Source organism: Primorskyibacter sp. S187A, assembly GCF_049800955.1.
In the GTDB taxonomy this organism is placed as follows: domain Bacteria; phylum Pseudomonadota; class Alphaproteobacteria; order Rhodobacterales; family Rhodobacteraceae; genus JAKVBH01.
Genome location: NZ_JBNAGA010000003.1, coordinates 334,317 through 361,183 on the forward strand (window position 1 = coordinate 334,317; position 26,867 = coordinate 361,183).

Annotated in this window: 27 protein-coding genes; 12 read left to right on the top strand and 15 right to left on the bottom strand. The window is 60.9% G+C overall.

Annotated elements, in window-relative coordinates; translation table 11 throughout:
- The first annotated feature begins 9 nt into the window (after window positions 1-9).
- Window positions 10-657, top strand: coding sequence for a GntR family transcriptional regulator (locus ACP15S_RS19000; RefSeq protein WP_425041249.1), 648 nt, complete (start codon window positions 10-12; stop codon window positions 655-657).
- A gap of 17 nt (window positions 658-674) precedes the next feature.
- On the opposite strand, the gene ACP15S_RS19005 is transcribed toward ACP15S_RS19000, so the two are convergent.
- Window positions 675-1,637 carry an acetyl-CoA carboxylase carboxyltransferase subunit alpha gene (locus ACP15S_RS19005; RefSeq protein WP_425041250.1) on the bottom strand — a complete coding sequence of 321 codons (963 nt, stop codon included), beginning with the start codon at window positions 1,635-1,637 and terminating at the stop codon, window positions 675-677.
- 113 nt (window positions 1,638-1,750) lie between these two features.
- On the opposite strand from ACP15S_RS19005, the gene ACP15S_RS19010 reads away from it, so the two are divergent.
- Window positions 1,751-2,587 carry an AraC family transcriptional regulator gene (locus ACP15S_RS19010; RefSeq protein ID WP_425041251.1) on the top strand — a complete coding sequence of 279 codons (837 nt, stop codon included), beginning with the start codon at window positions 1,751-1,753 and terminating at the stop codon, window positions 2,585-2,587.
- Here ACP15S_RS19010 and ACP15S_RS19015 read toward each other — a convergent pair.
- Window positions 2,584-3,192, bottom strand: a complete 609-nt coding sequence (locus tag ACP15S_RS19015) for a LysE family translocator (protein WP_425041252.1) — start codon at window positions 3,190-3,192, stop codon at window positions 2,584-2,586. The two genes, ACP15S_RS19010 and ACP15S_RS19015, sit on opposite strands and share 4 nt — an antisense overlap.
- A 72-nt stretch (window positions 3,193-3,264) precedes the next feature.
- On the opposite strand from ACP15S_RS19015, the gene ACP15S_RS19020 reads away from it, so the two are divergent.
- Window positions 3,265-3,717, top strand: a complete 453-nt coding sequence (locus ACP15S_RS19020) for an Lrp/AsnC family transcriptional regulator (RefSeq protein WP_425041253.1) — start codon at window positions 3,265-3,267, stop codon at window positions 3,715-3,717.
- Here ACP15S_RS19020 and ACP15S_RS19025 read toward each other — a convergent pair.
- Both ACP15S_RS19025 and ACP15S_RS19030 read right to left on the bottom strand, forming a co-directional pair.
- On the bottom strand, window positions 3,678-4,337 hold the full coding sequence (locus ACP15S_RS19025) for a hypothetical protein (protein WP_425041254.1): 660 nt from the start codon (window positions 4,335-4,337) through the stop codon (window positions 3,678-3,680). The genes ACP15S_RS19020 and ACP15S_RS19025 overlap by 40 nt on opposite strands.
- A 66-nt stretch (window positions 4,338-4,403) precedes the next feature.
- Window positions 4,404-5,363, bottom strand: a complete 960-nt coding sequence (locus ACP15S_RS19030) for an L-malyl-CoA/beta-methylmalyl-CoA lyase (protein WP_425041255.1) — start codon at window positions 5,361-5,363, stop codon at window positions 4,404-4,406.
- A 254-nt stretch (window positions 5,364-5,617) separates the two neighbouring features.
- On the opposite strand from ACP15S_RS19030, the gene dgcN reads away from it, so the two are divergent.
- The 3 genes from dgcN (at window position 5,618) to ACP15S_RS19045 (ending at window position 8,520) form a co-directional block, all read left to right on the top strand.
- Window positions 5,618-6,619, top strand: a complete 1,002-nt coding sequence (gene dgcN, locus ACP15S_RS19035) for an N-acetyltransferase DgcN (protein WP_425041256.1) — start codon at window positions 5,618-5,620, stop codon at window positions 6,617-6,619.
- A gap of 67 nt (window positions 6,620-6,686) precedes the next feature.
- The gene (gene dgcA, locus ACP15S_RS19040) at window positions 6,687-7,652 is read left to right on the top strand and encodes an N-acetyl-D-Glu racemase DgcA (RefSeq protein ID WP_425041257.1); all 966 of its coding nucleotides are present in this window, start codon (window positions 6,687-6,689) and stop codon (window positions 7,650-7,652) included.
- Between the two features lie 4 nt (window positions 7,653-7,656).
- The gene (locus ACP15S_RS19045) at window positions 7,657-8,520 is read left to right on the top strand and encodes a D-amino-acid transaminase (RefSeq protein WP_425041258.1); all 864 of its coding nucleotides are present in this window, start codon (window positions 7,657-7,659) and stop codon (window positions 8,518-8,520) included.
- A gap of 34 nt (window positions 8,521-8,554) precedes the next feature.
- Here ACP15S_RS19045 and ACP15S_RS19050 read toward each other — a convergent pair whose 3' ends face one another.
- Together ACP15S_RS19050 and ACP15S_RS19055 are read right to left on the bottom strand one after the other, a co-directional pair.
- Window positions 8,555-8,872, bottom strand: coding sequence for a DUF1244 domain-containing protein (locus ACP15S_RS19050; RefSeq protein WP_425041259.1), 318 nt, complete (start codon window positions 8,870-8,872; stop codon window positions 8,555-8,557).
- Window positions 8,873-8,890: 18 nt separating this feature from the next.
- On the bottom strand, window positions 8,891-9,631 hold the full coding sequence (locus tag ACP15S_RS19055) for an N-formylglutamate amidohydrolase (RefSeq protein ID WP_425041260.1): 741 nt from the start codon (window positions 9,629-9,631) through the stop codon (window positions 8,891-8,893).
- Window positions 9,632-9,777: 146 nt separating this feature from the next.
- On the opposite strand from ACP15S_RS19055, the gene pyk reads away from it, so the two are divergent.
- From pyk to ACP15S_RS19080, 5 genes are all read left to right on the top strand, one after another.
- Entirely contained in the window at window positions 9,778-11,223 is a 1,446-nt protein-coding gene (pyk, locus tag ACP15S_RS19060) for a pyruvate kinase (protein ID WP_425041261.1), read from the top strand.
- Window positions 11,224-11,256: 33 nt separating this feature from the next.
- Window positions 11,257-11,481: a hypothetical protein gene (locus ACP15S_RS19065; RefSeq protein WP_425041262.1), complete on the top strand. Its 225-nt coding sequence runs from the start codon at window positions 11,257-11,259 to the stop codon at window positions 11,479-11,481.
- A gap of 136 nt (window positions 11,482-11,617) precedes the next feature.
- Entirely contained in the window at window positions 11,618-11,818 is a 201-nt protein-coding gene (rpmI, locus tag ACP15S_RS19070; RefSeq protein WP_425041263.1) for a 50S ribosomal protein L35, read from the top strand.
- 12 nt (window positions 11,819-11,830) lie between these two features.
- A complete protein-coding gene (gene rplT, locus ACP15S_RS19075) occupies window positions 11,831-12,196 on the top strand; it encodes a 50S ribosomal protein L20 (protein WP_425041264.1) in 366 nt (121 codons plus the stop codon).
- A 380-nt stretch (window positions 12,197-12,576) separates the two neighbouring features.
- Window positions 12,577-13,467 carry an OmpA family protein gene (locus tag ACP15S_RS19080; RefSeq protein WP_425041265.1) on the top strand — a complete coding sequence of 297 codons (891 nt, stop codon included), beginning with the start codon at window positions 12,577-12,579 and terminating at the stop codon, window positions 13,465-13,467.
- Between the two features lie 77 nt (window positions 13,468-13,544).
- On the opposite strand, the gene ACP15S_RS19085 is transcribed toward ACP15S_RS19080, so the two are convergent.
- A complete protein-coding gene (locus ACP15S_RS19085) occupies window positions 13,545-15,047 on the bottom strand; it encodes a DUF1963 domain-containing protein (RefSeq protein ID WP_425041266.1) in 1,503 nt (500 codons plus the stop codon).
- A gap of 170 nt (window positions 15,048-15,217) precedes the next feature.
- Here ACP15S_RS19085 and pheS point away from each other — a divergent pair, with 170 nt between their 5' ends.
- Complete coding sequence (gene pheS, locus ACP15S_RS19090) at window positions 15,218-16,288, top strand: phenylalanine--tRNA ligase subunit alpha (RefSeq protein ID WP_425041267.1); 1,071 nt, start codon at window positions 15,218-15,220, stop codon at window positions 16,286-16,288.
- Between the two features lie 85 nt (window positions 16,289-16,373).
- On the opposite strand, the gene ACP15S_RS19095 is transcribed toward pheS, so the two are convergent.
- The 8 genes from ACP15S_RS19095 to xdhA form a co-directional block, all read right to left on the bottom strand.
- Window positions 16,374-17,342 (bottom strand): alpha/beta fold hydrolase, encoded by a 969-nt coding sequence (locus tag ACP15S_RS19095; protein ID WP_425041268.1) that lies wholly within the window; start codon window positions 17,340-17,342, stop codon window positions 16,374-16,376.
- Window positions 17,343-17,422: 80 nt separating this feature from the next.
- A complete protein-coding gene (locus ACP15S_RS19100) occupies window positions 17,423-18,520 on the bottom strand; it encodes a BMP family ABC transporter substrate-binding protein (RefSeq protein WP_425041269.1) in 1,098 nt (365 codons plus the stop codon).
- Between the two features lie 66 nt (window positions 18,521-18,586).
- A complete protein-coding gene (locus ACP15S_RS19105) occupies window positions 18,587-19,519 on the bottom strand; it encodes an ABC transporter permease (protein ID WP_425041270.1) in 933 nt (310 codons plus the stop codon).
- Window positions 19,519-20,604: an ABC transporter permease gene (locus ACP15S_RS19110; RefSeq protein ID WP_425041271.1), complete on the bottom strand. Its 1,086-nt coding sequence runs from the start codon at window positions 20,602-20,604 to the stop codon at window positions 19,519-19,521. Before ACP15S_RS19110 ends, ACP15S_RS19105 begins: the two co-directional genes overlap by 1 nt.
- Entirely contained in the window at window positions 20,591-22,114 is a 1,524-nt protein-coding gene (locus ACP15S_RS19115) for an ABC transporter ATP-binding protein (protein ID WP_425041272.1), read from the bottom strand. Before ACP15S_RS19115 ends, ACP15S_RS19110 begins: the two co-directional genes overlap by 14 nt.
- On the bottom strand, window positions 22,089-23,078 hold the full coding sequence (xdhC, locus tag ACP15S_RS19120) for a xanthine dehydrogenase accessory protein XdhC (RefSeq protein WP_425041273.1): 990 nt from the start codon (window positions 23,076-23,078) through the stop codon (window positions 22,089-22,091). The genes ACP15S_RS19115 and xdhC overlap by 26 nt, the downstream gene beginning before the upstream one ends.
- Window positions 23,068-25,407, bottom strand: a complete 2,340-nt coding sequence (xdhB, locus tag ACP15S_RS19125; protein ID WP_425041274.1) for a xanthine dehydrogenase molybdopterin binding subunit — start codon at window positions 25,405-25,407, stop codon at window positions 23,068-23,070. Before xdhB ends, xdhC begins: the two co-directional genes overlap by 11 nt.
- Complete coding sequence (gene xdhA / locus ACP15S_RS19130) at window positions 25,404-26,789, bottom strand: xanthine dehydrogenase small subunit (protein WP_425041275.1); 1,386 nt, start codon at window positions 26,787-26,789, stop codon at window positions 25,404-25,406. Before xdhA ends, xdhB begins: the two co-directional genes overlap by 4 nt.
- Window positions 26,790-26,867 lie beyond the last annotated feature (78 nt).

Sequence of the window (26,867 nt, forward strand, 5' to 3'; positions counted from 1 at the left end):
ACATGGGCGATGTTGATCTCACAGCGCAACGATGCCGTTCTGTCGGCCCATGACACCGTCTACCGAGGCTTGCGCACGCGCATCATGCACGGCGAAATTGCGCCGGGCTCTGCCATGACATTGCGCGGGATCGGCAAGGAATTTGACGTCTCGATGACGCCCGCGCGGGAAGCGGTTCGGCGTCTGGTGGCAGAAGGCGCTTTCTCGATGTCCTCCTCTGGTCGTGTCTCAACGCCGGAATTGAGCAGTGAGCGCATCGAGGAACTGGCGGCTCTTCGGGCTTTGATCGAGGTTGAGCTTGCCTCGCGGGCCCTGCCGCGGGCGCATATGGCGCTGATTGAACGTCTCCAGAGCATCAACGGCCAGATTGCGGATGTGATTTCCAATCGTGATGCCGTGGGCTACATTCGCTCCAATCTTGAGTTTCATCGGACGCTTTATCTGCGCGCCCAAGCGCCTGCGATGCTGGCCATGGCAGAAACCGTCTGGCTGCAACTGGGCCCGACCATGCGCGCGCTCTACGGACGGTTGCGGCGGACCGAACCCCCGCATTTTCACAAGCTGATTATATCTGCGCTCAAGGCGGGGGATGAGCCCGGCTTGCGCCTTGCGGTGCGCTCGGATGTGACCCAGGGCTTGAAACTTCTGACAACCTGAGCTGCCGGGTTTCTGGATCAGGCCGCGAGGCCCTTGGAGCCCAGATCAAGGAACTTCTGACGCCGTGACAGGCGCAGCTCTGACGCCTCTTTCTGGTCCAATTCGTCCAACAGCTGCGCGATGGCCGCGCCGACCATCTCGATGGTTGCCTGACGGTCACGCTGCGCGCCGCCAACCGGCTCGGGGATGATCCTGTCACAGACGCCGAGTTTGTAGAGATCCTGCGCGGTGAGCCGCAAAGCTTCGGCCGCTTCGCGCATTTTCTCGGCGTCTTTCCACAAAATGGAGGCGCAGCCCTCGGGGCTGATGACGGAATAGACCGAATGCTCCAGCATCGCGACACGATTGGCCGTTGCAAAGGCGACCGCTCCGCCAGATCCGCCCTCGCCAATAATGACGGAGATCAGCGGCACGCCGATGGATAGACAGGTTTCCGTCGAGCGGGCGATGGCCTCCGATTGCCCGCGCTCCTCGGCGCCTTTTCCCGGATAGGCGCCCGGCGTATCGACCAGTGTTACAACGGGCAAGCCAAACCGGTCCGCCATTTCCATCAGGCGGATCGCCTTGCGGTAGCCTTCCGGGCGGGCCATGCCGAAATTACGCTGCAGGCGGCTCGATGTGTCGGAGCCTTTTTCATGCCCGATGACCATCACGGGCCTGTCGTTCAGCCGCGCAAGCCCGCCCATAACGGCCTGATCCTCGCCGAAGCCGCGATCGCCCGCAAGCGGGGTGAATTCAGTGAACAACGTCTCGATATAGTCGCGGCAATGCGGGCGCTCGGGATGACGCGCGACCTGGCACTTTCGCCAAGGCGTCAGATCCGCATAGAGATCCACCAGCATCTCAGCGGCTTTGCTATCCAGCGCGCTGGCCTCCTGCTCGACATCCATCTCTTCATTTTGGCGCGCCAGCGCGCGCAGTTCCTCGGCCTTGCCTTCAATCTCGGCCAGCGGTTTTTCAAAATCGAGATAATGCGCCATGGAACCCTCCAGCTGCTCGCTCGTTATATGGCGCGGCATCGCGGGGGATGCAATAAAGCAAGATTTGCCGGGATGGGCTGTGCCAAGGTCGGTTTGAGCAGAAGGAGAGCCAAGTGCGCAGCTATGAAGACCGCATTCGCCGTGTGAAACGGTATATCCATGACAATCCTGCGGGGGATCTTTCGCTCGATGCTTTGGCTGATGTGGCGGCGGTCTCGCGGTTTCACTGGCACAGGATCTATGCCGCGATGACGGGGGAGACCTGTGCGCAAGCGGTGCGCCGCATCCGGGCCCATCGCGCCGCCTGCTGGCTCGTGCAAACCGATTGGTCACTCGATGTGATCGCCGCGCGTGCGGGCTACGGGCATCGCGACAGCTTCGAGCGCGCCTTTCGCGCCATTTACGCGATGACGCCAACGGCATTTCGCAAGCGTGGGCAAGCGCCCCATGACACACCCAAATCCCGGACAAAGGAACATCTCATGCAAGACATCAACATCACCGATCGCGCCGCGTTGCGCATGGCCGCGCTGCCGCATCGTGGCGCCTATCCTAACATCGGACGGGCCTTTGAAGAGGTCAGTGTCATCTTCACGGCGCGCGGTCTCTGGCCTCAGGCGCAGGGCATGGTCGCCGTGTTTTACGATGATCCCTCAACCGTCGCCGAGGCGGATTTGCGCAGTCATGCTGGCGTGTGTGTTGGCGAGGCGTTTGAGATGCCCGATGCTCTGGAAGATGTTCTTCTGCCCGGCGGCCCCCATGCAGAACTGATTTTCAAGGGGCCCTACGCTGGTTTGCCCGCGGCTTACGATGATCTCTATGGCCGCTGGTTTCCGCAATCCGGGCGTTTGCCGGGCGCGGCTGCGTCTTACGAAGTATATCTGAACTCGCCGATGGACACGGAGCCTGCGGAGCTTCTGACCAAGATTTGTGCGCCTTTGGCGCCCTAGGAGGCCATCAGCGCTGGCACCAGCGAGGCCAGCAGCAGGAGCGCCATGGCAATATTGAAAAGACGCAGCGTGCGCGGTCTGGCCAACAGGCGGCGCACCTGCACGCCGAGGCCTGTCCAGATCGTTGTCGAGACAATCGAGCACAGGATGTAGGCCACGGCGATCAGCAAAACTGAGAGAAATGCGCGGTCGCCTGCGTAGAGCGTGTTGGCGCTCAAGGCCATCGACCAGGCCTTGGGGTTGACCCATTGGAAGGCTGCGGCCTGTAGAAAAGTCAGCGGTGCGCCCTCGGTTTTGCCGTCCGCGCCGCCTTGCGCCGGCGGTGCGGCATTGGCGATTTTCCAGGCAAGCCACAGCATATAGACGACAGACAGCACCTTTAGAATGTCGTAGCTCACCGGCCAGATATCGAAGACCTGCATCGCGCCCAGACCGACGAGGATCAGCATCGCGGGAAAGCCCAGACCAATGCCCAGCATATGCGGCACGGAACGGCGCATTCCAAAGTTTGCCCCTGATGCCATCAACATCAGGTTGTTTGGGCCGGGCGTGGCCACGGTGACGAAGGCAAAGCCAAAAAGGGCTGCGAGAAATTCTGGTGTCATTTCCGCACAATGCCTTGTTTGACGTGGCATCTGGTTGCAATATGCGTCGAAAGCGCAGGATTTTTCGCACTAATGATCAAGTACGACGACATAAACGACAGGATATTGCAAGAGCTTGAGCGCGATGGTCGTTTGAGCAATCTTGAACTGGCCGACCGGATTGGCCTGTCTCCCTCGGCTTGCCTGCGACGTGTCGCGGCGCTCGAGCAGGAGGGTGTCATCCAGGGCTATCGCGCCTGTATTGATCGCAGCAAATTGGGCGCGGGATTTGTGGCCTATATCGGCGTGGGTTTGTCCGCACATTCCAAGGCGGCGCAAGAGGCATTTGAAAGGGCTATCTCGCGAAGCCCGGAAGTGCGGGAGTGCCACAATATTACAGGGACGATTGAATATCTCCTGCGCGTGGAATGTGCTGATATTCGCGCCTACAAGGTGTTTCACACGGAGGTTTTGGGCACGTTGCCCCATGTGAATTCGATCACGTCTTATGTCGTGATGGGATCACCCAAGGATATGCGCGCCTGAGCGTTCAAGGCTGCGCCCAAGGCCAGCTCGGGTGAAGCCAACACGCGTAAGCCCGCCCCATCCAAAAGGTGCGCCACCGGCGCCATGGAGACCTGCGCCAAAACAACGGTTTTGATATCTGGACGTGCGGCGATTATCTCGATAACGGCAGCTGCGATTGCGGCATGAAAGCCTGCCACGTCCCCACTTTCAAAAAGCGGCCAGAAGTGTTGCAACACGATGGGCAGGACAAGAGGATCAACATCCGCCAGATCAAGCTCTTCGTGCAACAATGCAAGGCTCGCCTCTGCCGTGCTTTGCAAGGCGCAAACCAAAAGGATCGGCTCGGCGGCCTGTGCGGCTGCGCGCATCATGGGGCGGTCAATCCGCATCGCACCGTTCTCTTCGGCAACAGGCCCCAGCGTCGAGCAAGTGCATAGGACTTTTCCCGGCGCGGAGTGAATGACGCCTGAGATCTCGCTTTGCAGTTCCGGTGTAATTCCGTCTGACTGCGCGCGCGCCAACCATTCGGCATGGACGGCATGGGATATCCGGGCGTCTGGAAACCGCGCATCACGCAGTGTGTCGAATGTATCGACGTGCACATCGGCCGTGTGCAGTAACCAAAGTTCACTCGTCATCGTTCAATCCCGAAAGCTGCAACCACCATGGCGGTTGCAGCCTAAGAACGCGTTAACACCTACGCGCTAATGCCCATTGATCATCTCGAACTGACGCACAATGACCTCGGCTTGCTTGATCGATGCGATGTCGACCAGGCGGCCCTTGTAGACTGTCGCGCCCTCGCCATTGGCCTTGGCTTCCTCCATGGCGGCCAGGATTTCGCGCGCTTCGGTCACGGCCTCCTCGGAAGGGGTGAAGACTTCATTGGCCAAAGCGACCTGCTTGGGGTGGATGGCCCATTTTCCGACCATGCCGAGCGTGGCAGAGCGCAGCGCCTGCGCGCGGAACCCATCGTCATCGGAGAAATCGCCAAAGGGGCCATCAACCGGCAAGATCCCATGGGTCCGGCAAGCCGCCACGATATTGGCCTGGGCCCAATGCCAGGGATCGGACCAGAACTTCTGACCGTCGCGATGCATGTAGTAGTTCTCCTGCGTGCCGCCGATGCCGGTAGTGGCCATGCCCATGGAGGCTGCAAAATCAGCAGCGCCGAGGCTCATCGCTTCGAGGCGGGGAGAGGCGGCCGCGATCTCCTCGACATGGGCGATGCCCGCGGCACTCTCAATGATGACCTCGAAGGCGATTCGTTTGGAGCGCCCCTTGGCGGCCTCAATTGCCGTGACAAGCGCATCCACCGCATACAGATCACCCGCACAGCCCGCTTTCGGGATCATGATCTGGTCCAGCCGATCGGAGGCTTGCTCAAGCAGATCAACCACATCGCGATACCAATAGGGCGAATCCAGCCCGTTTATGCGCACGGAGAGGGTCTTGTTGCCCCAATCGATATCGCCAATGGCTTCAATAACGTTCTTGCGGGCGCTGTCTTTGTCTGACGGGGCGACGCTGTCTTCCAGATCGATATTGATCACATCGGCTTGCGAACCTGCCATCTTCTCAAACAGCGCGGGACGCGAGCCCGGGCCAAAAAGCTGACAGCGGTTCGGACGCGCCACGGGCGTGGGTTGGATGCGGAAAGACATGGGCGATCCCCTTTTCGAATATTCCAATTGCTTGGTCGTGAGCGTTATATAGTTGCGCAGTGAGTGACAAGGCTCTTTTTGCAGATGCAGAAATTTGCGCAGATACGGACGTCTTGTATGCAATTATCTTCGCAAAGGCAGGCAAATCATGCACGATTTTTGCGTCATTTGTCGTTGAGCCCATGGAAAACGGAAGTTTGACGCGTGGAATCGACGCAAACTGCGCGAAACGATCAAGCACCGGAGGGCTCACCGTGATTCAGACACCATATCTTCTTTTCCTGGGCGATGCGCCGGATCAGTTGGCTGCGAAGGTTGCGCAGGGGATCAAAGACTGGCGTCCGGAAAACGCGGTTGGCCAGTTCCGTTTGCCCGGGTGCGGCGCGGATATGGGGCTGGTGGATATGAGCCTCGAAGAGGGCCTGGCCGCTGGGGCCAAAACGCTGGTGATCGGCGTGGCAAACCGGGGTGGCGTGATTTCTCAGGAGTGGAAAACGGTGCTCGTGAAGGCCTTGCAGATGGGCTACGATATCGCGGCCGGGCTGCACAATCTTCTGCGCAATGAAGATGAGTTGCAGGCGGCGGCCCGCGTGAATGGCGGCACCTTGTTTGACGTGCGCATCCCCACGGTGGCCTATCCCATCGCAAATGGCAAAAAACGCACGGGCAAACGGGCTTTGGCGATTGGGACGGATTGCTCCTGTGGCAAGATGTATACGGCGATGTCGATGGATGCAGAGATGATCAAGCGCGGTCTCAAGTCCGACTTCCGGGCGACAGGGCAGACAGGCATCCTGATCACCGGCAAGGGCGTGCCTCTGGATGCGGTGATTGCGGATTTCATGGCTGGGGCCGTCGAGTATCTGACGCCTGACAATGATGCCGATCACTGGGATCATATCGAAGGGCAGGGCAGCTTGTTCCATGTCTCTTATTCCGGTGTGACCATGGCTTTGATCCATGGGGGCCAGCCCGATGCGCTGATTTTGTGCCACGAGCCCACGCGCACGCATATGCGCGGCCTGCCGGATTATACCTTGCCCAGCCTCGAGCAGCTGCGCGATACGGCGCTGCCCATTGCACGGGTGGCCAACCCTGCCTGTCAAGTCGTGGGTGTGTCGGTTAATACAAAGGCGCTCGGCGAAGCGGAGGCCTGTGCCTATCTGGCCGATGTGGAGGCGCGTATGGGCCTGCCCGCAACCGATCCTTTCCGTTTTGGGGCGGGACCTTTGGTGGATGCGCTGCTGACGCTCTGAGCGGCTTGCGAGCGGCGACGAAGGGAGCCTCCGGCGGGAGTTTATTTGGCAAGATGAAGGGAGCGTCATGCTGAAGGTATCGAGCGATGTGTTTGCGCTGGCAGAGGTCTTTACGATTTCGCGCGGTTCCCGGACGGAGGCGCGCGTTCTGACGGTCAAGGTCACGCGGGGGGGTGTCACAGGCTGGGGCGAATGCGTGCCTTATGCGCGCTATGGCGAGACACTGGAGAGTGTCTCAGACCAGATCACTGCGCTGCCTTCAGATATTACACGTGCTGATCTGCAGGCCGGGCTTCCCGCTGGCGCCGCGCGCAATGCGGTGGATTGTGCGCTTTGGGATCTTGAGGCGAAAACGGCGGGCCAGCGTGTCTGGCAATTGGCAGGGCTGCCTGAGCCCGGGCCCACCATCACCGCCTACACGCTGTCTCTCGACACGCCGGACAAGATGCGCGCGCAAGCGGCCAAACATGCGCACCGACCGTTGCTTAAAACCAAGCTGGGCGGCGGGGAAGAGGATGTGGCGCGGATAGAGGCTGTGCGCGCAGGCGCGCCACAGGCCCGGATTATTGTCGATGCAAATGAAGGCTGGTCGGCGGACCTCTATCAGACGCTTGCGCCAGTGTTGTTGCGTCTTGGCGTGGAAATGGTTGAGCAGCCTTTGCCCGCAGGCGCAGATGAGGCCCTGGCTGAAGTGGAGCGGGTGTTGCCGGTTTGTGCGGACGAAAGTTGTCACGACCGGGCGTCGCTGGCAGGTCTTGCCGGCAAATACGACATGGTCAACATCAAGCTCGACAAGACCGGGGGACTGACCGAAGCCCTCGCGCTCCGGCGGGATGCGATGGCGGCTGGTTTTGATGTCATGGTCGGATGCATGGTGGGCTCGTCGCTCGCCATGGCGCCCGCCACCCTGTTGGCCCAAGGTGCGGCGGTAGTAGACCTTGACGGGCCGCTTCTTCTGGCCGAAGACCGCGCAGAGCCGTTGATTTTTGACAGCGCGGGCGTTCATCCGCCCAAGCCTGGATTGTGGGGATAAACACATGAGCCGTATCGTCTATGTGAATGGTGAATATCTGCCTGAAGAAGAGGCCAAGGTCTCGATCTTTGACCGTGGGTTCCTGATGGCGGACGGCGTGTATGAGGTAACTTCTGTTCTTGGCGGCAAGTTGATCGATTTTGACGGCCATGCCGTGCGTCTCGAACGCTCGCTCAAGGAGCTTGATATGGCCAGTCCGGTGAGCAAGGAGGAGCTCCTTGCGATCCATCGGCAGTTGGTATCGGAAAACGATGTGGAGGAAGGCCTTGTCTATCTCCAGATCACGCGCGGCGCGCCCAGTGACCGGGATTTCGCCTTCCCGAACCCCGACGAGACACCTTCTACCATCGTGCTTTTCACGCAAAACAAGCCCGGCCTCGCAAAAAGCCCTGCGGCGCAGAAGGGTATGAAGGTTATCACTATCGATGACGAGCGCTGGGGGCGGCGCGACATCAAGACGGTGCAGCTGCTCTATCCCTCCATGGGCAAGATGATGGCCAAGGCCGCGGGTGTCGATGATGCCTGGATGGTGCAGGACGGCTTCATCACGGAAGGAACATCCAACAACGCCTATATCGTGAAGGGCAACACGATCATCACACGCGCGCTCAGCAATGATATCCTGCACGGGATCACACGCGCCGCCGTCCTGCGGTTTGCCGCAGAAGCGCAGATGCAGGTCGAGGAGCGCAATTTCACGGTCGAGGAAGCAAAAGAGGCGGATGAAGCGTTCATCACTTCGGCGTCAACCTTTGTCATGCCTGTTGTGGAGATTGACGGCGCAACGCTGGGCACTGGTGCGCCCGGCTCCGTTGCGCCGCGTCTGCGCGAGATTTATCTTGAAGAGAGCATGAAAGCGGCCGTCTGATCCGCTCTCCTTCTCACAAGGTGGATTGGAGGGCTTATTTGCCCTCCGACCCGACATTTTCCTCAAAGGCAACTTTAAAGGCGGCCTGTTGTTCGGGCGTGGCCTCGGTTTGATATTTGGATTTCCACTCGTCCATGCTCATGCCGTAGTAGAGTTCGCGCGCTTCCATTTTGCCCATGTCGATGCCGCGCGCATTGGCGGCTTCCTGATACCAGCGCGACAGGCAGTTGCGGCAAAAGCCTGCGAGGTTCATCATATCGATGTTCTGCACATCCGTGCGGTCTTCCATCAGATGTTTGCGCAAGCGGCGGAAAGCGGCGGCTTCAAGCTCGATTTGTGTCTGTTCATCCATCATGTGTCTCCCTTTGGCTCAGATATTGGTGCGTTCGAGCGCCCGTGCAAGCATGGGGGCGATCCTGTCGGCCCAGGCGATTTGCGTGGCAGGCTCGGCAATCAGATCATTGCGCAGCTCGATCAGGATATTCGGACGGCCTTCCTCCAATGCGTGCCGGGCAATCGCATCGCCGGGTAGATGGCCTGAGTAGGGAGCGTTGTCGCCCACGACCAGATCCGCCTCGGCCTGCATGATCTTCAGTAAAGGCTGCGCCAGACGCGCGTCATGGGCATAGAGCAGGCCGATATGCCAGGGCCGCGGCGGGCGCGATTGCAGCTGGGGCGTGAAGGAGTGCACCGAGCAGATAACCGTATCGGGCCGCCGCGCGGCAAGCCGGGCCAGCGCTGCGTGGTAGGGCCTGTGATGGGCGTTGAGGCGACGTTCGATCTCGGCGGCATCGGCATGGCGATTGGCGGGAATGATCGTGCCGTCATACAGCTTCATCAGAAGGGTCGGATCATCTTCACCGCGATTGGGATCAATCACGAGACGGGAAAAGTTGCTGAAGATCGCAGGTGCGCCCAGAGCCTCTGCGAGGCGCGAGGCCACGCCCGCGGCACCCACGTCATAGGCAATGTGGCGGCGCATGTCGTCAGGGGCCAGACCGAGATCGCCACCGTTCACATCGGGAGGTATGCGATTGGTCGCGTGATCGCATGTCACGAGCCAGCGGCCGGGGCGCGTCTCGCCTTCAATCCAAAACGGGTGGTCTTTCATGAGTGTCCTGTGTCACAATCTCACGGATATCTAGCGCCAAACCCCGTTGCGGGCGAGAGCGGAATGGGACATAAGCCAGGGAAAATCTGTTAGCGTTAACATTGTTCGATTCACGCGACAGCCGGACCCGGACGCAAGAGGGACTTATGCAAAGACAACGCAATGTAAAAATCGTGGCCACGCTTGGCCCGTCGTCATCGACGTACGAGACAATCCGCGCGCTGCATGAGGCCGGGGCGGATGTGTTCCGCCTCAATATGAGCCATGGCAGCCATGACGAGATTGCGGAGCGGCACAAGATCATCCGGCAGGTCGAGAAAGACCTCGACAGCCCCATTGCGATTCTGGCCGACCTTCAGGGGCCCAAACTGCGGGTGGGCGCATTTGCCGAAGGTCCGCAAGAGCTCGAGGAGGGCGCGCAGTTCCGTCTCGATCTGGATGAGGCGCCGGGCGACATCACCCGTGTTCAACTGCCGCACCGCGAGATTTTCGCGGCATTGGAGCCCGGTGCGACGCTTCTTGTGAATGATGGGAAAATCCGGCTCAAGGTCGAGGACTGCGGGGCTGATTTTGCGGATTGCATCGTGGTCACGGGCGGTACGATTTCTGATCGCAAGGGTGTGAATGTTCCAGACGTTGTTCTGCCCCTTGCGGCGCTGTCCGAGAAGGATCGCAACGATCTGGAGTTTGTCTGTCAGCTGGGCGTGGATTGGCTGGCCTTGTCTTTCGTCCAACGCGCCAAGGACGTCTACGATGCGCGCCAGCTGGCTGACGGTCGCGCGGCGATCCTGTCGAAAATCGAGAAACCTGCGGCGGTCAAGGCTTTTGAGGAAATTCTCGATGCCTCGGATGGCATCATGGTCGCGCGTGGCGATCTTGGTGTTGAGCTGCCGGTGCAGAATGTCCCGCCAATTCAGAAGCGATTGGTGCGCAAATGCCGTGCGGCGGCCAAACCTGTGATCGTGGCGACACAGATGCTCGAGAGCATGATCGAGAGCCCGATGCCCACCCGGGCAGAGGTCTCCGATGTTGCGACGGCCATCTATGAAGGCACGGATGCCATTATGCTGAGCGCGGAATCAGCAGCCGGGGATTACCCGATTGAGGCCGTCACGACGATGGACAATGTGGCCCGGGAAGTGGAATCAGATCCAACCTACCGTGAGATCATCGAAGCCAGCCGGACGGCGCATCGTGCCTCTGTCGCGGACGGGATTGTCGCGGCGGCGCGTGAGATCGCGGAAACCACTGATATTGTTGCGATTTGTTGCTTCACTCAGAGCGGGACAACCGCCAGCCTCGTGGCGCGTGAGCGTCCTCGGGTGCCGATTGTGGCCATGACGAGCCAGCGCGGGACGGCCCGTCGTCTGGCGCTCTTGTGGGGCACAAATACCTTCATGACACCCGAGCTTGAGCGCTTTAAGCAAGCCGTGGTCAACGCGGCACGTGCGGCGCGCTCGATCGGTCTTGCGCGGGAGCAGGATCAGATCGTCGTCACGGCGGGTGTGCCCTTTAATGTGCCGGGTTCGACCAACATCCTGCGTGTGGCGCCCTGTGATGAACGTTTGATTTACAATACTGACCCAGAGTAAGCTGCACCCCACATATTGTGAGGGTTTTTGGGTATGGATACAGATTTAGCGCTGATTATCGGGATTTGCGTCTGCGCATTGGCCGTGCCGGGTGTCATTTCCGCCATCACCGAGAGTCGCGCGCCGCGCGCCGCAGCGATCGCCTTTCTGGTGGGCGGCGGGTTGGTGCTCTTCGCCGTGACGCAGCACCCGGGAGGCTACAGCCTGTCCGAGTTGCCAGATGTGTTTTTCGAAGTCGTCGCGCGCTATATCCGATAGTCGGTTCAACCGGAGCGCGGGCGCGCTTTTGCCCTTGGCAAGAGCCCCGCTTCGGTCTAGAGAGCAGCCTCTATCTCGCGCGTGGGCCGAAGTGGCATGCCTGCGCGCGTTTCACGTCTGACGATAGGAGACCGAAATGCCCAAGATGAAGACAAAGTCGAGCTGCAAAAAGCGGTTCAAAGTGTCGGCGACCGGTAAGGTTCGCGGCGGCCAGGCGGGCAAACGCCACGGCATGATCAAACGCACCAACAAATTTCTCCGCAACGCCCGTGGCACAACCACGTTGAGCGAACCGGATGCAAAGATCATCAAGGGCATGATGCCCTACGCGCGCTGAGGAGACTGAGATATGAGCCGAGTAAAAGGTGGAACCGTCACCCACGCCCGTCACAAGAAGGTTATCAAGGCAGCCAAAGGTTATTATGGCCGCCGCAAGAACACTTTCAAGGTCGCCAAGCAGGCAGTCGATAAAGCCAATCAATACGCGACACGTGACCGCAAGGCGCGCAAGCGTACATTCCGTGCATTGTGGATCCAGCGGATCAACGCGGCTGTGCGTGCCCATGACGAAGCGCTGACATACAGCCGCTTCATCAACGGCCTGACGCTGGCGGGGATCGAAGTGGATCGCAAAGTCCTCGCGGATCTCGCGGTGCATGAGCCCGAAGCGTTTGGTGCGATTGTGGAACAAGCCAAAGGGGCCCTCGCGGCGTAAACGCGACGGAACCTGACAGTTAAGAAGCCGCGGAGACGTCTCCGCGGCTTTTTTGTTTTTTGCGCGCTGACCGGGATCAAATGCTGTTTTGCCCGAAAACAATGCACCCCGCGTCGGGTGATGCTGGATTTATCCCCAAATATTTTACGCCTGATCTCGCAATAAAGTGACGTAGCGGCACGAATCGGCTTACTACTAGCACTAGTGGTCTTGGTGACGTGTGTGACAGCATTTAGGTACTTGCACTATTTCTGGTGGAGAACCGGGAAGGTCTTCCTGTAGTCTCGCATTGCGACGAACAGGACCCAATCGCGGGGTCTTTCCCCGCCGGAAAGTCAATTGGGGGAACGATTGTGCAGAAAAGCAGTTTTGACAAACGAATGATACAGGCCGCAGAGCAGGATGCGTTGGTCAATGGCGGACCAAGGGGCTCAGCAGGGATCATGTGGGGCGTTGCAGGGGTCGTCGCCGGCATGGGAATGGTTGGCGCGATGTTCGCTCTGGGCGCTTTTGGCGGTGCAGACACGGCTGGCGGGCCGCCCAAAGCGGCCGTTGTCCAGGCAAGTGCACCCGCTGTGACCAATGCGCAGGCAACGTCGGTGGCGACTGAGCGCCTCGGCTCCAGTATGCGCGAAGGCACGCGGCTGACAGCGAAAAACGAAGAACGGCCCAACGCAGCAGCCCGTTTGGCGGCCTTGACCGCCCAGGGGAACTCCGCCGCGGCCGACGATCTGGCTGCGCTTCAGGCTGAGGCGGAAGCGGCAAAAGCGGCGGCCCGTCGCGTTGAGTCGCTTTTGAGTTCCACACAATCCGAGATTATGGCGCTCCGAGCCTTGGTCCAAAGGGAACAGCTGTCGCCAAATCCGGTAGCGGCCACCGCGCCGGAGGGGCAGGCACTTGTCGAAGTCCGCGAATGCGTTGAAGAATTGCGCGGCATGGCGCCGTCTCTCGTCGTCTTTTTTGGATCGGGCTCAGCGGCCCTGTCGGATCGGGGCGAATTGAACGTGCGTCTGTTTGGTGCCGCGCTTCAGGAATGTCCCGGCGTCAAAGTGCATGTCACGGGCCACTCGGACGCACAGGGGGATGACCTCGTCAATCTCAACCTGAGCTGGCAACGCGCGGACAACGTTGTCGCGGCGTTGAGCGGCCTGGGCGTGGATACCACCTATGTGGATGCCGTGGGTTTCGGAGCGCGCGTACCATATGCGCAAGGCGATGCGGATGAGGAGCGTGACCGGCGCGTGGAATTTCACGTCCTGAGTGATGGCTAGGCGTACGACCCCGTACCAGATCCATCAGATGTGCAGGCCGCGGGTGCTGGATGCAGCCACGGCCTGCGCTTTTTTGATCAGGTGAAATCTGCCGAGAACATCATCTTCTCAAAACGGGCCTGCGCCAGATCCTCAGGCGCCATCCAAAGTTGCAGCACCCCGTCACCGCCGAAATCGAGGGGCAACCCGGCATGGTCGCCGCCGATCTGGAGCAGCATCACGTTTTCGGCGTTCGCCTCTACCGCGCCTTGAATATCGAGACCGCGGCCGAACATCTGCAAGGGCATGGCGCCGGTGCTGAAATTGCTCGTGGAGGCGGCCATGTTTTCCGCCTTACGCTCTTGATCCCACAAGACGTTTTGCCAACGCTCATCCACATCCATCGCGCTCAGCGCGACTTCGCGGCGGGCCATGGCGCGCTCTATGGCGTCGTCCAGTGCCGCACGGGCGCAATTCATGGTATTGCCCGCATGACGATCATGGCCCCGCACGATCCGGTCCAGTAGGTCATTGCGCGGCCCGACGTTGTAGCCGTCGTCATCGGTCAGATTGTTGTTGTCCTCAACCTCTTGCAGCATGTCAGCAAAAGCCCGGAACATGGCTTCGGGCACATCCCCGTCTTTGCCCCGTGACAAGGCCACCCATGTCTGCGCCATTTTGTCGAAAGGCAGATCACGAGCAGGCGGGGCATCGGCGTCCCATCTGGGCGGCACTTTACCTTCACGCTGACCGATAGCCTCAACCTTCGCGCGGTCCTTCTGGGCGAAACGCTTGAAATACCACATGATCCAGCGCTGCAGTCCAGCCGCTTCCATTCTTTTGAGATGGTCGATCCGCATCTGATGCAGTTCCAGCAGAAACGCCTTGGAAAAGTCGAAGATGAAAGCCCAATCGCAATGACGATCCTCGAGGCGCCATTTGTACTTGATCATGTCAGCGGGGAGGTGCTTGATCCGGTGCGGCGTTGGATTTTGTGGCTGCTCGGACGCGCTCAGAGCTTTTGCGATGCGCGCCTCGTTATTGACGTTGTCCGCTTTCAGTTGCGATAGGTCCGTGCCGTCAACGGCCGTCATATTGATCCGCAACGGGCTGATCGGGGCTTCGGTCTCGATGGGCTGGGGGAAGGCCGTTTGCTTTGCCAGGATACGCCCGCAGTCTGACAGCCCCTCCTTGCGGAGATGGTAACTGTCCGCATCATGAAGCGATTGCAGCGTGTCAGGGGCGGGACGTTCGGGCAAGCCTGCCACGGGCAGGGGGGTATAGAGCATGCGCAGCCCGTCTTTTGGCTCGTAGAGGCCTTCGCCCGCCAGCATGCCAAAAAGAAACGCGCTCCCGTTCTGGGGCATGTGTGGCAACTCAAGGCGCCGTCCATCAATGTCGACCGCGCGCGGCATGGCGGCAAAGTCGATTTCTGCGAGAAAGTAGTAGTCTTGCCCATGGCGCCCGACGGGCCAGTCCATGCCCTCTGGAAGCCGAGGCAGGCCCCCGAAGCGGATCGGGCCTTCCAGGGCGCCTTCGTGGCGTTGATGGGGGTTTAGCACAAGGGCTGCGTTGTTCGGTCTTTGGCTATCATCCAGCATCGGGTCTCGTTTCCTCTGGTCGTGCTGCGGCAATGGGACATGTCTATGCGGCGAGATTGCGACGAGACGGAGGTTATGTTGCGGGAGCCATGGGGCGTGGAGGTGATGCTTGTCATTTCGGGGCGGGCCGGGTAGCAGTCCTGCAACAAAAGTCATGGGGCCCATTGTCGATGTCTGACCTGCGTGAAAAGTATATTTCTCTGATTGCCGAGGCCGCAGATGAAGCCGCCCTGGAGGCCTTGCGCGTGCAGGCCGTTGGCAAAAAGGGTGAGGTCAGCCTGCAGATGCGCAGCCTGGGCAAGATGACACCTGAGGAGCGTCAGGTGGCGGGCCCGGCGTTGAATGCCCTGAAAGACGAGATCAATTCGGCCCTTGCGGCCAAGAAAGCGGCGCTGGCCGATGCGGCGCTGGATGCGCGATTGCAAACGGAATGGCTGGACGTCACTCTGCCGGCCCGCCCATCGCGGCAAGGGTCTATCCATCCGGTGAGCCAGGTGACGGAAGAGGTCACCGCGATCTTTGCAGAGCTGGGCTTCTCCGTTGCGGAAGGCCCCCAGATTGACAGCGATTGGTATAATTTTGACGCTTTGAATATCCCGGGCCATCATCCTGCGCGGGCGGAGATGGACACGTTTTACATGGCGCGCGATGAGGGCGATAACCGTCCCCCCCATGTGCTGCGCACGCATACCAGCCCCGTGCAGATCCGCACGATGGAAAAACAGGGCGCGCCGATTCGCATCATCGCCCCGGGCCGGGTCTACCGCGCGGATTATGACCAGACCCACACACCGATGTTCCATCAGGTCGAAGGCCTCGCGATCGACAAAGACATCTCGATGGCGAACCTGAAATGGACGCTGGAGGAATTCCTGCGCGCGTTCTTCGAGGTGGATGCCGTAGAGCTGCGCTTCCGCGCCTCGCATTTCCCCTTCACCGAGCCTTCCGCGGAAGTCGACATCCGCTGTTCCTGGGAAGGGGGCACGCTCAAAGTGGGCGAGGGGGATGATTGGCTGGAGATTTTGGGCTCCGGCATGGTGCATCCAAAGGTGTTGCAGGCCGGTGGCATTGACCCCGATCTGTGGCAGGGCTTTGCCTTTGGCATCGGGATCGACCGGATTGCCATGTTGAAATACGGCATCCCCGATCTGCGCGCCTTCTTTGACAGTGATCTACGCTGGCTGCGCCACTACGGGTTCAATGCGCTCAGCCAGCCCAATCTGCATGGTGGTTTGAGCTAACGACACAAGCGGTGCTGCGGCCTTGATCGCAAGGTGGCGCGGCTTGCCGGCTTTAGGTCTCCTGTGATCCGATAGTTGGGGCAGGTCACCTCATCTGCGACAGCGCTGTGAGGAGATGGGCCTGAAAGGCCTCGGGCGCTTCGATTTGCGGAATGTGACCGACGTTCTCCAGCCAGTAGAGGTCTGCTTTGGTGATCTCGGCCAGCGTCTCTGCCTGCTCGGGAGGGGTGAGTCTGTCTTCGCGGCCCCAGATTAGGGCGAGGGGTTGGCCGTAATCAGCCCAGGCGCTGCTTTGCGTACTGATGGTCTTGCGTGTGTCGGGGGCGATGAGCGAAGGGAGCCAATCGGCAAAGGCTTCCGTGGTTCCCTCGCGCCGCATGGGCCGTTGCAGGATCTCGATGCGGGCATCCGTGGCCGCCTCCGTTTGATGCAGCATGGGGCGGAGCAGGGCGCGTGTCAGGAGCGGGTTCAGGGCGCTGGCCGTGCCGATCCAGCGCCGCGCACTCTCAGATTTCAGAGGCAGGGGCAGGGACTTGGCTGTTTTGGCTTCGGTCAATCCAACCGCGCCCGCCACGAGAACGAGACCGGCGAAGCGGTCCGGATTTCGCAAGGCAGCCTCGGACCCTGGTGCCGCGCCAAATGAATGCGCCACGAGGATCGGCGTCACGTCCAATGCTTCAACGATCGCAAGGATGCGCTCAGCCTGTCGGATGCGGCTATAGTCGCCGTCGCGCGCGCGGTCTGAGAAGCCAAACGGCGTGAGATCAAAGGCAATCGCGCGGTAGCCCTCTGCGGCCATGGCATCGACCGTTTCCATCCAGAGGCCGGACCACGCGCCTGTGCCATGAGCGAAGAGCAGCGGAATACCATCGGCCGGGCCGCGTTCTTGTACGAAAACAGCGCCCTCACGGGTGCTCAGGAAGCGGCCTGTTTCGGGGGCGGAGACGGTGTGTGTTTCCGTTTCGCGCACATGGGCCGCGCCACGGAAGACCGCGAGGACGCCAAAGAGCAGCACACAGACGACGAGCAAGAGGCGGAGTATTTTTCCAATCATGTCCGTACCCTAACCCACCGCCATCAAATGAAAAGGCCCGCCAAATGGGCGGGCCTTATGGTGTTTGCCTCGAAGCGGGATCAGTTGGGGATATCGCCGCTGATGCCTTCGATGTAGAAGTTCATGCCCAGAAGGGGGCCATCTGCGATCACTTCGCCCTCGGCGAGGAATTGTGTGCCGTCCTGCTTGTTCATCGGGCCGGTGAAGGGATGGTATTCGCCTGCCGTGATCGCATCAATCATGGCTTGTGCTTCGGCGCGCACATCAGCGGGGATTGCGTCAGTCATCTCGCCGATCACAACTTCGCCCTCGGGCATGCCCGCCCAGCTGTCCACCTGCTCATAGGTGCCGTCCATCAACTGGCCCACGCGCTTGACGTAGTAGGGCGACCAATCGTCGATGATGGAAGCCACGCGCGGCCCCGGCGTGCCGTCATCATTGGTGGCGAAGGCCGCCATGTCGGAGGCTTGGCCGAAGCCCCAGGCTTTGCCGCCTTCCTTGGCGATCTCGGCCAGCGGTGCGGTGGAATCGGTATGCGCCGTGATCACGTCAACGCCCTGATCGAGCATCGCGCGGGCCGCGTCCGCTTCCTTGGCAGGGTCAAACCATGTGTAGGCCCAGGAGACGACCAGCTCGACATCCGGGTTGGCCTTCTTGGCGTGGTGGAAATAGGAGTTGATGCCCATGATCACTTCGGGGATCGGGAAGGACGCGATGTAGCCGATCTTGTTGGTCTGGGTCATCTTGCCCGCGATATGGCCCACAACCGCGCGGCCCTCGTAGAAGCGACCGTTATAGGACGAGACATTGGGATGCTCGCGCTTGTAGCCCGTGGCATGTTCGAACTTCACATTCGGGAATTTCGCAGCGACGGCATTGGTCGCGTCCATGTACCCGAAAGAGGTCGTGAAGATGATGTCACAGCCAGAGAGCGCCATCTGCGTGATCACGCGTTCTGCATCGGCCCCCTCAGGCACGCTTTCCTGCCACGCGAGCTCGACCTTGTCGCCATAAGCTTCCTTGACAGCCAGTGCGCCTTGGTGGTGCTGGAAGGTCCAGCCGCCGTCGCCAATCGGACCGACATAGACAAAGCAGGCCTTTGTGGTTTCTGCCATGGCAGGCGCGGCGAAGCCCATGGCAGCGGCGGCCGCTGTTGCGAGCAGAGTTCTACGGATCATTGGTTTCTCCCCAGTTGAACGGGCCGAGTGGCGGCCCTGATTAAGCAGTATCTCTTGTGTCAGCCTTCAGCGTGACGCCTGAAATGTCTGTCCGAGGCTGGCCGGAGCGGCATGGCTCCCCTGTCTGCGGTTGGACGAGATCAAGACAAGTACGAGGATCGTTATCAGATAGGGCGACATAGACAAGTATTGCACGCCTACGGTTGCTCCTGCCGCCTGCAGATTCAACTGTAAGACGGTAAGCCCGCCGAACAAATAAGCACCGACCAAAACCCGTCCCGCGCGCCAGCTGGCAAAGACCACGATGGCCAGCGCGATCCAGCCTGCGCCTGCGGTCATGCCCTCGGTCCATTGTGGGACGCGCACAAGGCTGAGATACGCGCCGCCCAGGCCCGCGCAAGCACCGCCAAACATGATCGCCATGAACCTGATCCGCACGACCTTGTAGCCCAGGGCATGGGCGGCGTCGTGGTTTTCACCCACGGCGCGCAACACAAGGCCCGCACGCGTGTATTTGAGCACGTACCAGACCGCCAACACCAGCAGGAGCGAGAGATAGACCATTGGGTCATGATTGAAGAGAACGGGGCCAAAGAAGGGCAATTCAGAAAGCGCCCCCAGCTCGACCTTGGGCAGGGTCGGGGATTTGATCCCCTCATAGGGCTTGCCGATCAAAGCCGAGAGCCCCAGCCCCACCAGCGTGAGCCCTAGCCCCGTGGCCACTTGATTGGACAACAGCACCTGCGTGAGAAACCCAAAGGCCAGCGAGAAGACCGCGCCCGCAAGCGCTGCAGCGGCGAAGCCGAGAGCGGGGCTGTCGGTGTTCACGCCGATGACGAACCCAATGACCGCGCCAAAGATCATCATGCCCTCTACGCCGAGGTTCAATACGCCCGAGCGCTCGACCACCATTTCGCCAATGGCGGCAAGCAGGATGGGGGTCGAGGAGACCATCAGGGCTGCGATGAGCAGGGCGGGGTTGATGCTTGAGAGATCCATTACGCCACTGCCTTTCCACCGAAACGTAGCCGGTAATTCGTGAAGACATCCATCGCCAGCAGGAAAAAGAGCAGCATGCCCTGAAAGAGCTGGATCGCCGCGGCGGGTACGCCGAGCATCAGTTGCGCCAGTTCACCGCCGATATAGGTCAGCGCCATCAAGAGCCCTGCGAGCAAGATGCCCACCGGGTGCAGCCGGCCCAAAAAGGCCACGATGATCGCGGTGAACCCATAGCCGGAGGCGAAATCGATGGTGATCTGACCAGCAGGTCCACTGACCTCGAAGAGGCCCGCCATGCCTGCGAGCGCCCCCGCAAGGCCCAGACAAAAGATGACGATCCGCGTTGTGTTGACCCCGGCAAAGCGCGCGGCGCGCGGGGCTTCACCGGCCAGCCGGATCTGAAAGCCCCGGATGTGGCGGGTCATCATGACATAGGCGCCGATAACCGCGATGAAGGCCATGACCACGCCCCAATGCATGCCGGTTCCCGCGATCAGCTCGGGATTGGCGGAGGCCTCCCATTGCCCAAGGTTGCGCGATCCCGGAAAGCCCATGCCTTCGGGGTTGCGCAAGAGGCCCGAGGAGACGGAGGCCAGAATGTTCTCCGCCACATAGACGAGCATGAGCGAGACAAGGATTTCATTGGTGCCAAAGCGGGTCTTGAGCAGGGCAGGGATCATCGCCCAGGCCCATCCCCCCAGCGCACCGCACAGGACCATCAGTGGAAAGATGAACGCGCTTTCAGAAGGGTAGAAGGCCAGCCCGGCCCCCGCCCCACAGATCGCGCCCATGATGTACTGGCCCTCGGCCCCGATATTCCAAATCCCCGCGCGAAAGCCGATGGACAGGCCAATGGCTATCAGGATCAGTGGACCCGCCTTGACCAGCAATTGCGGCCGCGAATAGGCGGCAAATTGCTCCGCGAAGAGCGGGTCCCAAAAGATGATGCGGATGGCTTCAAACGGATCCTGACCCAGCAGCGCGAACATCACGCCGCCTGCGATCATCGTCAGCGCTACCGCCAGTAGCGGGGTGATGGCCGCCATGGTCCGGTTGGGGGACAGTCGTTTCTCAAGCCGCACCATGGGCCACCTCCATCCCATGCGCGCCGCCCATCATGAGCCCGATCTCATCCACGCTAAGCCCCTCAACAGGCCTGATCTCGCTGATCCGCCCTTCGTTGAGCGCGCCGAAGTTGTCGGCAATTTCCATCAGTTCATCAAGGTCTTGCGAGACAACGACAACGGCTGCACCTCCGGCTGAGAGATCGAGAAGCGCCTGCCGGATCGCGGCTGCGGCGGCGGCGTCTACCCCCCAGGTTGGCTGGTTCACAACAAGCACTTCCGGCGCCTGCAGCACCTCGCGGCCAATGACGTATTTCTGCAAGTTTCCCCCCGAAAGAGCACGCGCCGCGACATGGGTGCCCGGCGTGCGCACATCAAAATCCCGGATGACATCGCTGGCGAAATCCTCTGCGCGCGCCCAATTCACGAACCCCCGGTTGAGCATGCCCTTGCGCAGTGTCCCTGTGAGCGCCGCGTTTTCCGTTAGGCTCATGTCCGGCACTGCCGCATGGCCCAACCGTTCCTCGGGGGCGCTCAAAACCCCGATCCCGCGACGCGCCTCAGGCCCGAGATGCCCGACCGCCTGACCGTCCAGGACAATCGTGTCCTTGCCGGTTTTCCGTTCGCCCGAAAGGGCGAGCAGCAATTCATCCTGCCCATTCCCGGCAACCCCGCCAATGCCCAGGATTTGCCCGGCGCGGACCTGAAAGGAGATGTCCTTGAGCGCGGTGCCGAAGGCATCGGGGGCGGGCAGGCTGAGGTTCTGGACAGATAACCGGATGGGACCGGGCGCATGACTGCGCGCCTTGGGGCTCGCAAAAGATGCGCCAACCATCATCTCCGCCAATTCGCGCGCGGTGGTCTCCTTGGGTGTGCAGGTGGCGACTTTCTTGCCCAGGCGCAGGATCGTCGCCGTGTCACACAGGCTGCGAATTTCTTCCAGCTTATGCGAAATATAGAGGATCGACGTGCCCTCTGCAGCAAGCTGGCGCAGGGTTTTGAACAAAATGTCGACCTCCTGCGGCGTCAGCACGGAGGTCGGCTCATCCATGATCAGAAGGCGCGGATTTTGAAGAAGGCAGCGGATGATTTCCACACGCTGGCGCTCGCCCGCCGACAGGGTTCCGACAATGCGCTCGGGAGAAAGTGGCAGGCCGTAGGCATGTGACACGTCTCGAATGCGCTTGGCGAGATCGCGCGCCTTTGGCGGATTGTCCATGCCAAGCGCGATGTTCTCAGCGACATCAAGCGCATCGAACAATGAGAAATGCTGAAACACCATGGCCACACCCGCGCTGCGCGCCGCCTGCGGTGAATTCGGCGCAAAGGTTTGCCCTGCCAGCTTCAAGGTGCCGCGATCGGGTTTGACGAGCCCGTAGATCATCTTGACCAGCGTGGATTTGCCCGCGCCATTCTCGCCCAGAAGAGCGTGGATTTCGCCTGTGCCAATGGAAAATGACACGTCATCATTGGCCACCACACCGGGATAGGCCTTGGTCAAGCCGTCAAGCGCGAGAAGCGTGTCGGTCATCTGGATGTCCCTGTTCGTCTCGTGGGCCCTCGGCAGATTGCGCGGCCGGGTGCCAATTGGTTTGGAGGTATCGCGCTGCCACACCGACTGCAATGGCATGTGGATGTTTGCCCAAGGCGGGATCGCCGATGGGGCAGGTGATGCGATCGATCGTTTGGGGGGTGTGCCCCAGCTCCATCAGCCTCTTGCGGAACCGCGCCCATTTCGTCTCTGAGCCGATCAGCCCCAGCGAGGCAAAGCCATGGCAGAGCCCCGCATGGCACAGCGCCAGATCAAGCGCGTGGCTGTAGGTCAGCACGAGGTGATGGGCGTCGTGAGGCGCGCGGGCCATGGCCTGCTCCAAGGCGGGGCTGGGCAGCGTGTTGACGTGCGACGGGACCGCATCGGGGAAGCGTTCCAGCCCGACATCAAGCCAAGTGATCCGGGCGTCGGGCAATGGCGCCAGGACCTCGACAAGCGCGCGGCCCACGTGGCCTGCGCCCCAAATCCAAAGTGGCCGGCGCGCTGGCGCGACAGGTTCGATCATCCAATCTGCCGTGAACTGACAGCAAGGCTCTTGCCCGGACTGACGCCACATGCGCAACGCTGCCATGACGGCGAGCGGTTGGTCACCGATCCCGCGCGCGAAGACACCGCTGTCGGGGATCTGGGCCACACGTTCGGCATCAAACACCTCCGTGACCAACGTCACAGCGCCGCCGCAGCACTGGCCAAGTTCAGGTCCGAGCGCATGCCGGGACACAGTATAGGTGTCGCGCTCCAGCGCCGCTTGCGCCGCCGCAAACTCCAATGCGCCCCCGCCGATGGTCCCGCTCTGACCGCCTTGCCAAACCAGCATCGCAGCGCCAACCTCGCGGGGTGACGAGCCCCGGATCTGGGCAATGACCACACGGGCGACCCGGCCATGGGCCGCCACAGCCTGCGCGAGCTTCACCTTGTCAAAGCCTACGACTTCACCTCCCATGGCGCACCCGCTCGACGGCCCAAAGAACCTGCTCCGGCGTAGCTGGCGCTGGGAGGTCCGGATACCCCGGCCCGCAGGACGCGACGGCATCCGAGAGGGCAAAGAAGACAGACATGCCAAGCATGAACGGCGGCTCGCCTACGGCTTTCGAGCGGTAGATCGTCTCGGCGCGGTTCTCTCCCTCCCACAGATCGACGTTGAAGATATCCGGCGTGTCCGACGCGGCAGGTATTTTGTAGGTCGAAGGGGCATGGGTGCACAGCCGTCCGGCCTCATCCCAGACAAGCTCCTCCATCGTGAGCCAGCCAGCACCCTGCACAAAGCCGCCCTCGACTTGTCCAATATCCAGCGCCGGGTTGAGAGACCGGCCTGCGTCATGCAGGATGTCGCTGCGCAAAATGCGATACTCGCCCGTCAATGTATCGATGACCACTTCCGAGCATGCCGCGCCGTAGGCGAAGTAGAAGAAAGGCCGCCCCTGACCCTTGATCCGATCCCAGGCCACGTCTGGCGTTTTGTAAAACCCGGTCGCTGACAACGAGACGCGCCCCTCATAACAGAGCTTCGCAGCCTCTGCGAAAGCGATATCGTGATCGCCGATCCAGACCCGCCCATCGGCAAACCGGACTTCTGCAGGCGCCTTTTGGTGCAAACGGGCCAAATGATCTGCCATCCGCTCCCGGATCGTGTTGCATGCCGCAAGCACTGCCATCCCGTTCAAATCCGAGCCTGAGGAGGCCGCCGTGGCTGATGTGTTGGGAACTTTGGCCGTATCCGTTGCCGTGATGCGGACCGCATGGAGATCTGTGCCAAATCGATCCGCTGCGACCTGCGCCACCTTCTGAAAAAGGCCCTGGCCCATCTCCGTGCCACCATGGTTCAGCGCGATGGAGCCGTCCTGATACACATGAACCAAAGCCCCCGCCTGATTGAGATGGGTCAGCGTAAACGAAATCCCGAATTTGACGGGCGTGAGAGCCAAGCCTTTCTTCAGGATCGGATTTTCTGCATTCCACGCCGCAATCGCCGCGCGGCGTTTGGCATAGTCCGACGTGTCCGCCAAATGCGCCGTCATCTCATGCAGTATGAAATCCGTGACCTCCATGCCGTAAGGCGTGGTATTGGGCAGAGCCTCTGTCTTCTTCTGGCTCTCAATACGCCGGGGGTCCGGGGGCAGCGCCCCCGGGGCTTGCCGATAGAAATTCCGTTGCCGCAGCTCCAAAGGATCAAGGCCCAGCACATGGGCCGCATGGTCCATGACGCGCTCGATGCCCAGCATCCCCTGCGGCCCGCCAAAGCCGCGAAAGGCGGTTGCGCTTTGCATGTTCGTGCGCAAGCGATGGCTCTCAATGCGGGCGTTGGGCAAAAGGTATGCGTTATCGGCATGCAGCATGGCGCGATCCGCGACAGGCAGAGAGAGATCCTGCGCCCAGCCGCATCGGGTGTAATGCACAACATCGAGCCCGAGGATATAGCCATCGGGATCAAAGCCCGCACGGTATTTGATACGAAAATCGTGGCGTTTGCCGGTGACGATCATGTCATCATCCCGGTCATAGCGCATCTTGCAGGGCTGGCCAGTGGTGGCCGCGGCGATGGCGCAGGCCACAGCAAGCGCATTGCCCTGACTTTCCTTGCCGCCAAAACCACCGCCCATGCGCCGGGTTTCTACCCGGACAGCATGCATCGCCACGCCCAGTGCTTCGGCGACCTTGTGCTGGATCTCGGTCGGATGCTGGGTGGAGCTGTGGACGAGCATATCGCCATTGTCTTGCGGCAAGGCCAGCGCGGCCTGACCCTCAAGATAGAAGTGTTCCTGACCGCCCATCTCGATTGTGCCCTCGATCACGTGAGCGGCACCCGACAGCGCAGTCTCAACGTCACCCTTGGCGTAGATGCGAGGCCCGTCCTCAAACCGGGCATGCGCAGCCAAGGCCTCGTCAATCGTCAGGATTGCCGGCTTCTCTGCATAGGTCACTTTCGCCATGCGTGCGGCTGCGCGGGCAGCAAGATGGCTGTCAGCGATCACGAGAAAGATCGGCTGGCCCACGTAATGCACCACACCCGTGGCCAAGAGCGGCTCATCATGCACAGATGGCGAGACGTCATTGGCATGGGGCAGATCATCCGCCGTCAGGACCGCGCGCACACCCGGCGCGCGGTGCACGGCGTCCAGATCAAGATCGGTGATGGTGCCATGGGCCACGCTGGAGAGGCCGAAGGCGAGATGCAGCGTCCCGCGCGGTACGGGTATGTCATCAACATAGCGTGCACTGCCTGCGACATGCAGCTTGGCGGCATCATGCGGGAGCGGTTTGGCGACGCTCATGGCGCGACCTCCAAAACATGCGCTGCGTCCCCGTTTCGGCGGTGCCATATGCGACGCAGCATATTTTGCGCGCTGCGCATCCGGTAGGCCGCTGAGCCTCGCATATCGCTCAGGGGCGTAAAATCTGTCTCCAAAGCGGCGGCCGCGTTTTCAACCGTTTCCTCTGTCCAGACTTTGCCCATCAGGGCTGCCTCCGCGGCTTTTGCGCGTTGGGGCGTGCCTGCCATGCCGCCGAAGGCAATTCGGGCGTGGGTGATCTGCTCCCCGTTAATGCGCAGGGCAAAGGCGCCACAGACTGCTGAAATGTCCTGGTCAAACCTTTTGGAGAGTTTGAACACATGCAGCTCGAGCGGGTGTTTGGGGATTGTTATGGCCTCGACGAATTCGCCGGGTCGGCGATCCTGCGCGCCATAGGCCAGAAAGAAATCCTCCAGCGGCAAGCTGCGCCGTGTCTCTCCTTGCCGCAAATGCAGCGTTGCGCCCAAAGCGATCAGGGGCGGTGGGCTGTCTCCGATGGGAGAGCCATTGGCGATATTGCCGCCCAGTGTCGCGGCTTCGCGGACCTGCACGGAGCCGTAGCGCCGGATCATTTCACCGAAATCTGGCCAATGGCGCGCCAAGGTCTCATGGGCCTGGGCGAGCGTCACGCCTGAGCCAATCCTGATCTCCTGCGCGTCCTCTTCGATGGTCTGCAAATCATGGCATCCCTGCAAGAAGATCACTGGGCCCAGATCGCGCATCTGCTTGGTCACCCATAAGCCCACGTCTGTGGCGCCGGCAATCAGCGTGGCGTCGGGCTGGGCGGCATAAGCTTGGGCAAGCGCGTCTGCTGAGGTGGGGATCAGGGGGGCCAGCCCCCCCGCGCTATCGCGCTCCCCCCCGAGGTATTTGGGGACAAAAGAAGACAGATGCGCAGGGACCGGAGCGCTTTCTGCGGCTTTTGCGGCGCGCAAAATAGGCGCGTAGCCGGTGCAGCGGCACAGATTGCCCGCGATGCGGTCGGCGTGGTCGGTCTGGCCATTGATATGCGCTGTGGCCATGCTGACGGCAAAGCCTGGGGTGCAAAAGCCGCATTGGGAGCCGTGATGTGTAACCAGAGCGTCCTGAACCGGGTGCAGCGCGCCATCCGGGCTTTGCAGCCCTTCGACGGTGACCACTTCTCTACCATGGAGTTGCGGCAGAAAGAGGATGCAGGCGTTGAGAGCGCGGTTGGAGCGTGCATCGCGCACCATCACGGTGCAGGCGCCGCAATCGCCTTCGTTGCATCCTTCCTTGGTGCCCGTGAGACCACGCTCTTCGCGCAGCCAATCCAATAGGGTGGTCGTGGCGGAGAACTCCCGCAGCTCGACGCTCTCTCCGTTGAGAAGAAAGGTGAGGGTCATGTGGGTCAAACCTGCCGCGTTACCAAGGCCCATTTTTGTGGCCTCCCCTCGATGCGGCGTAGAAAGGGGCCGGGCATT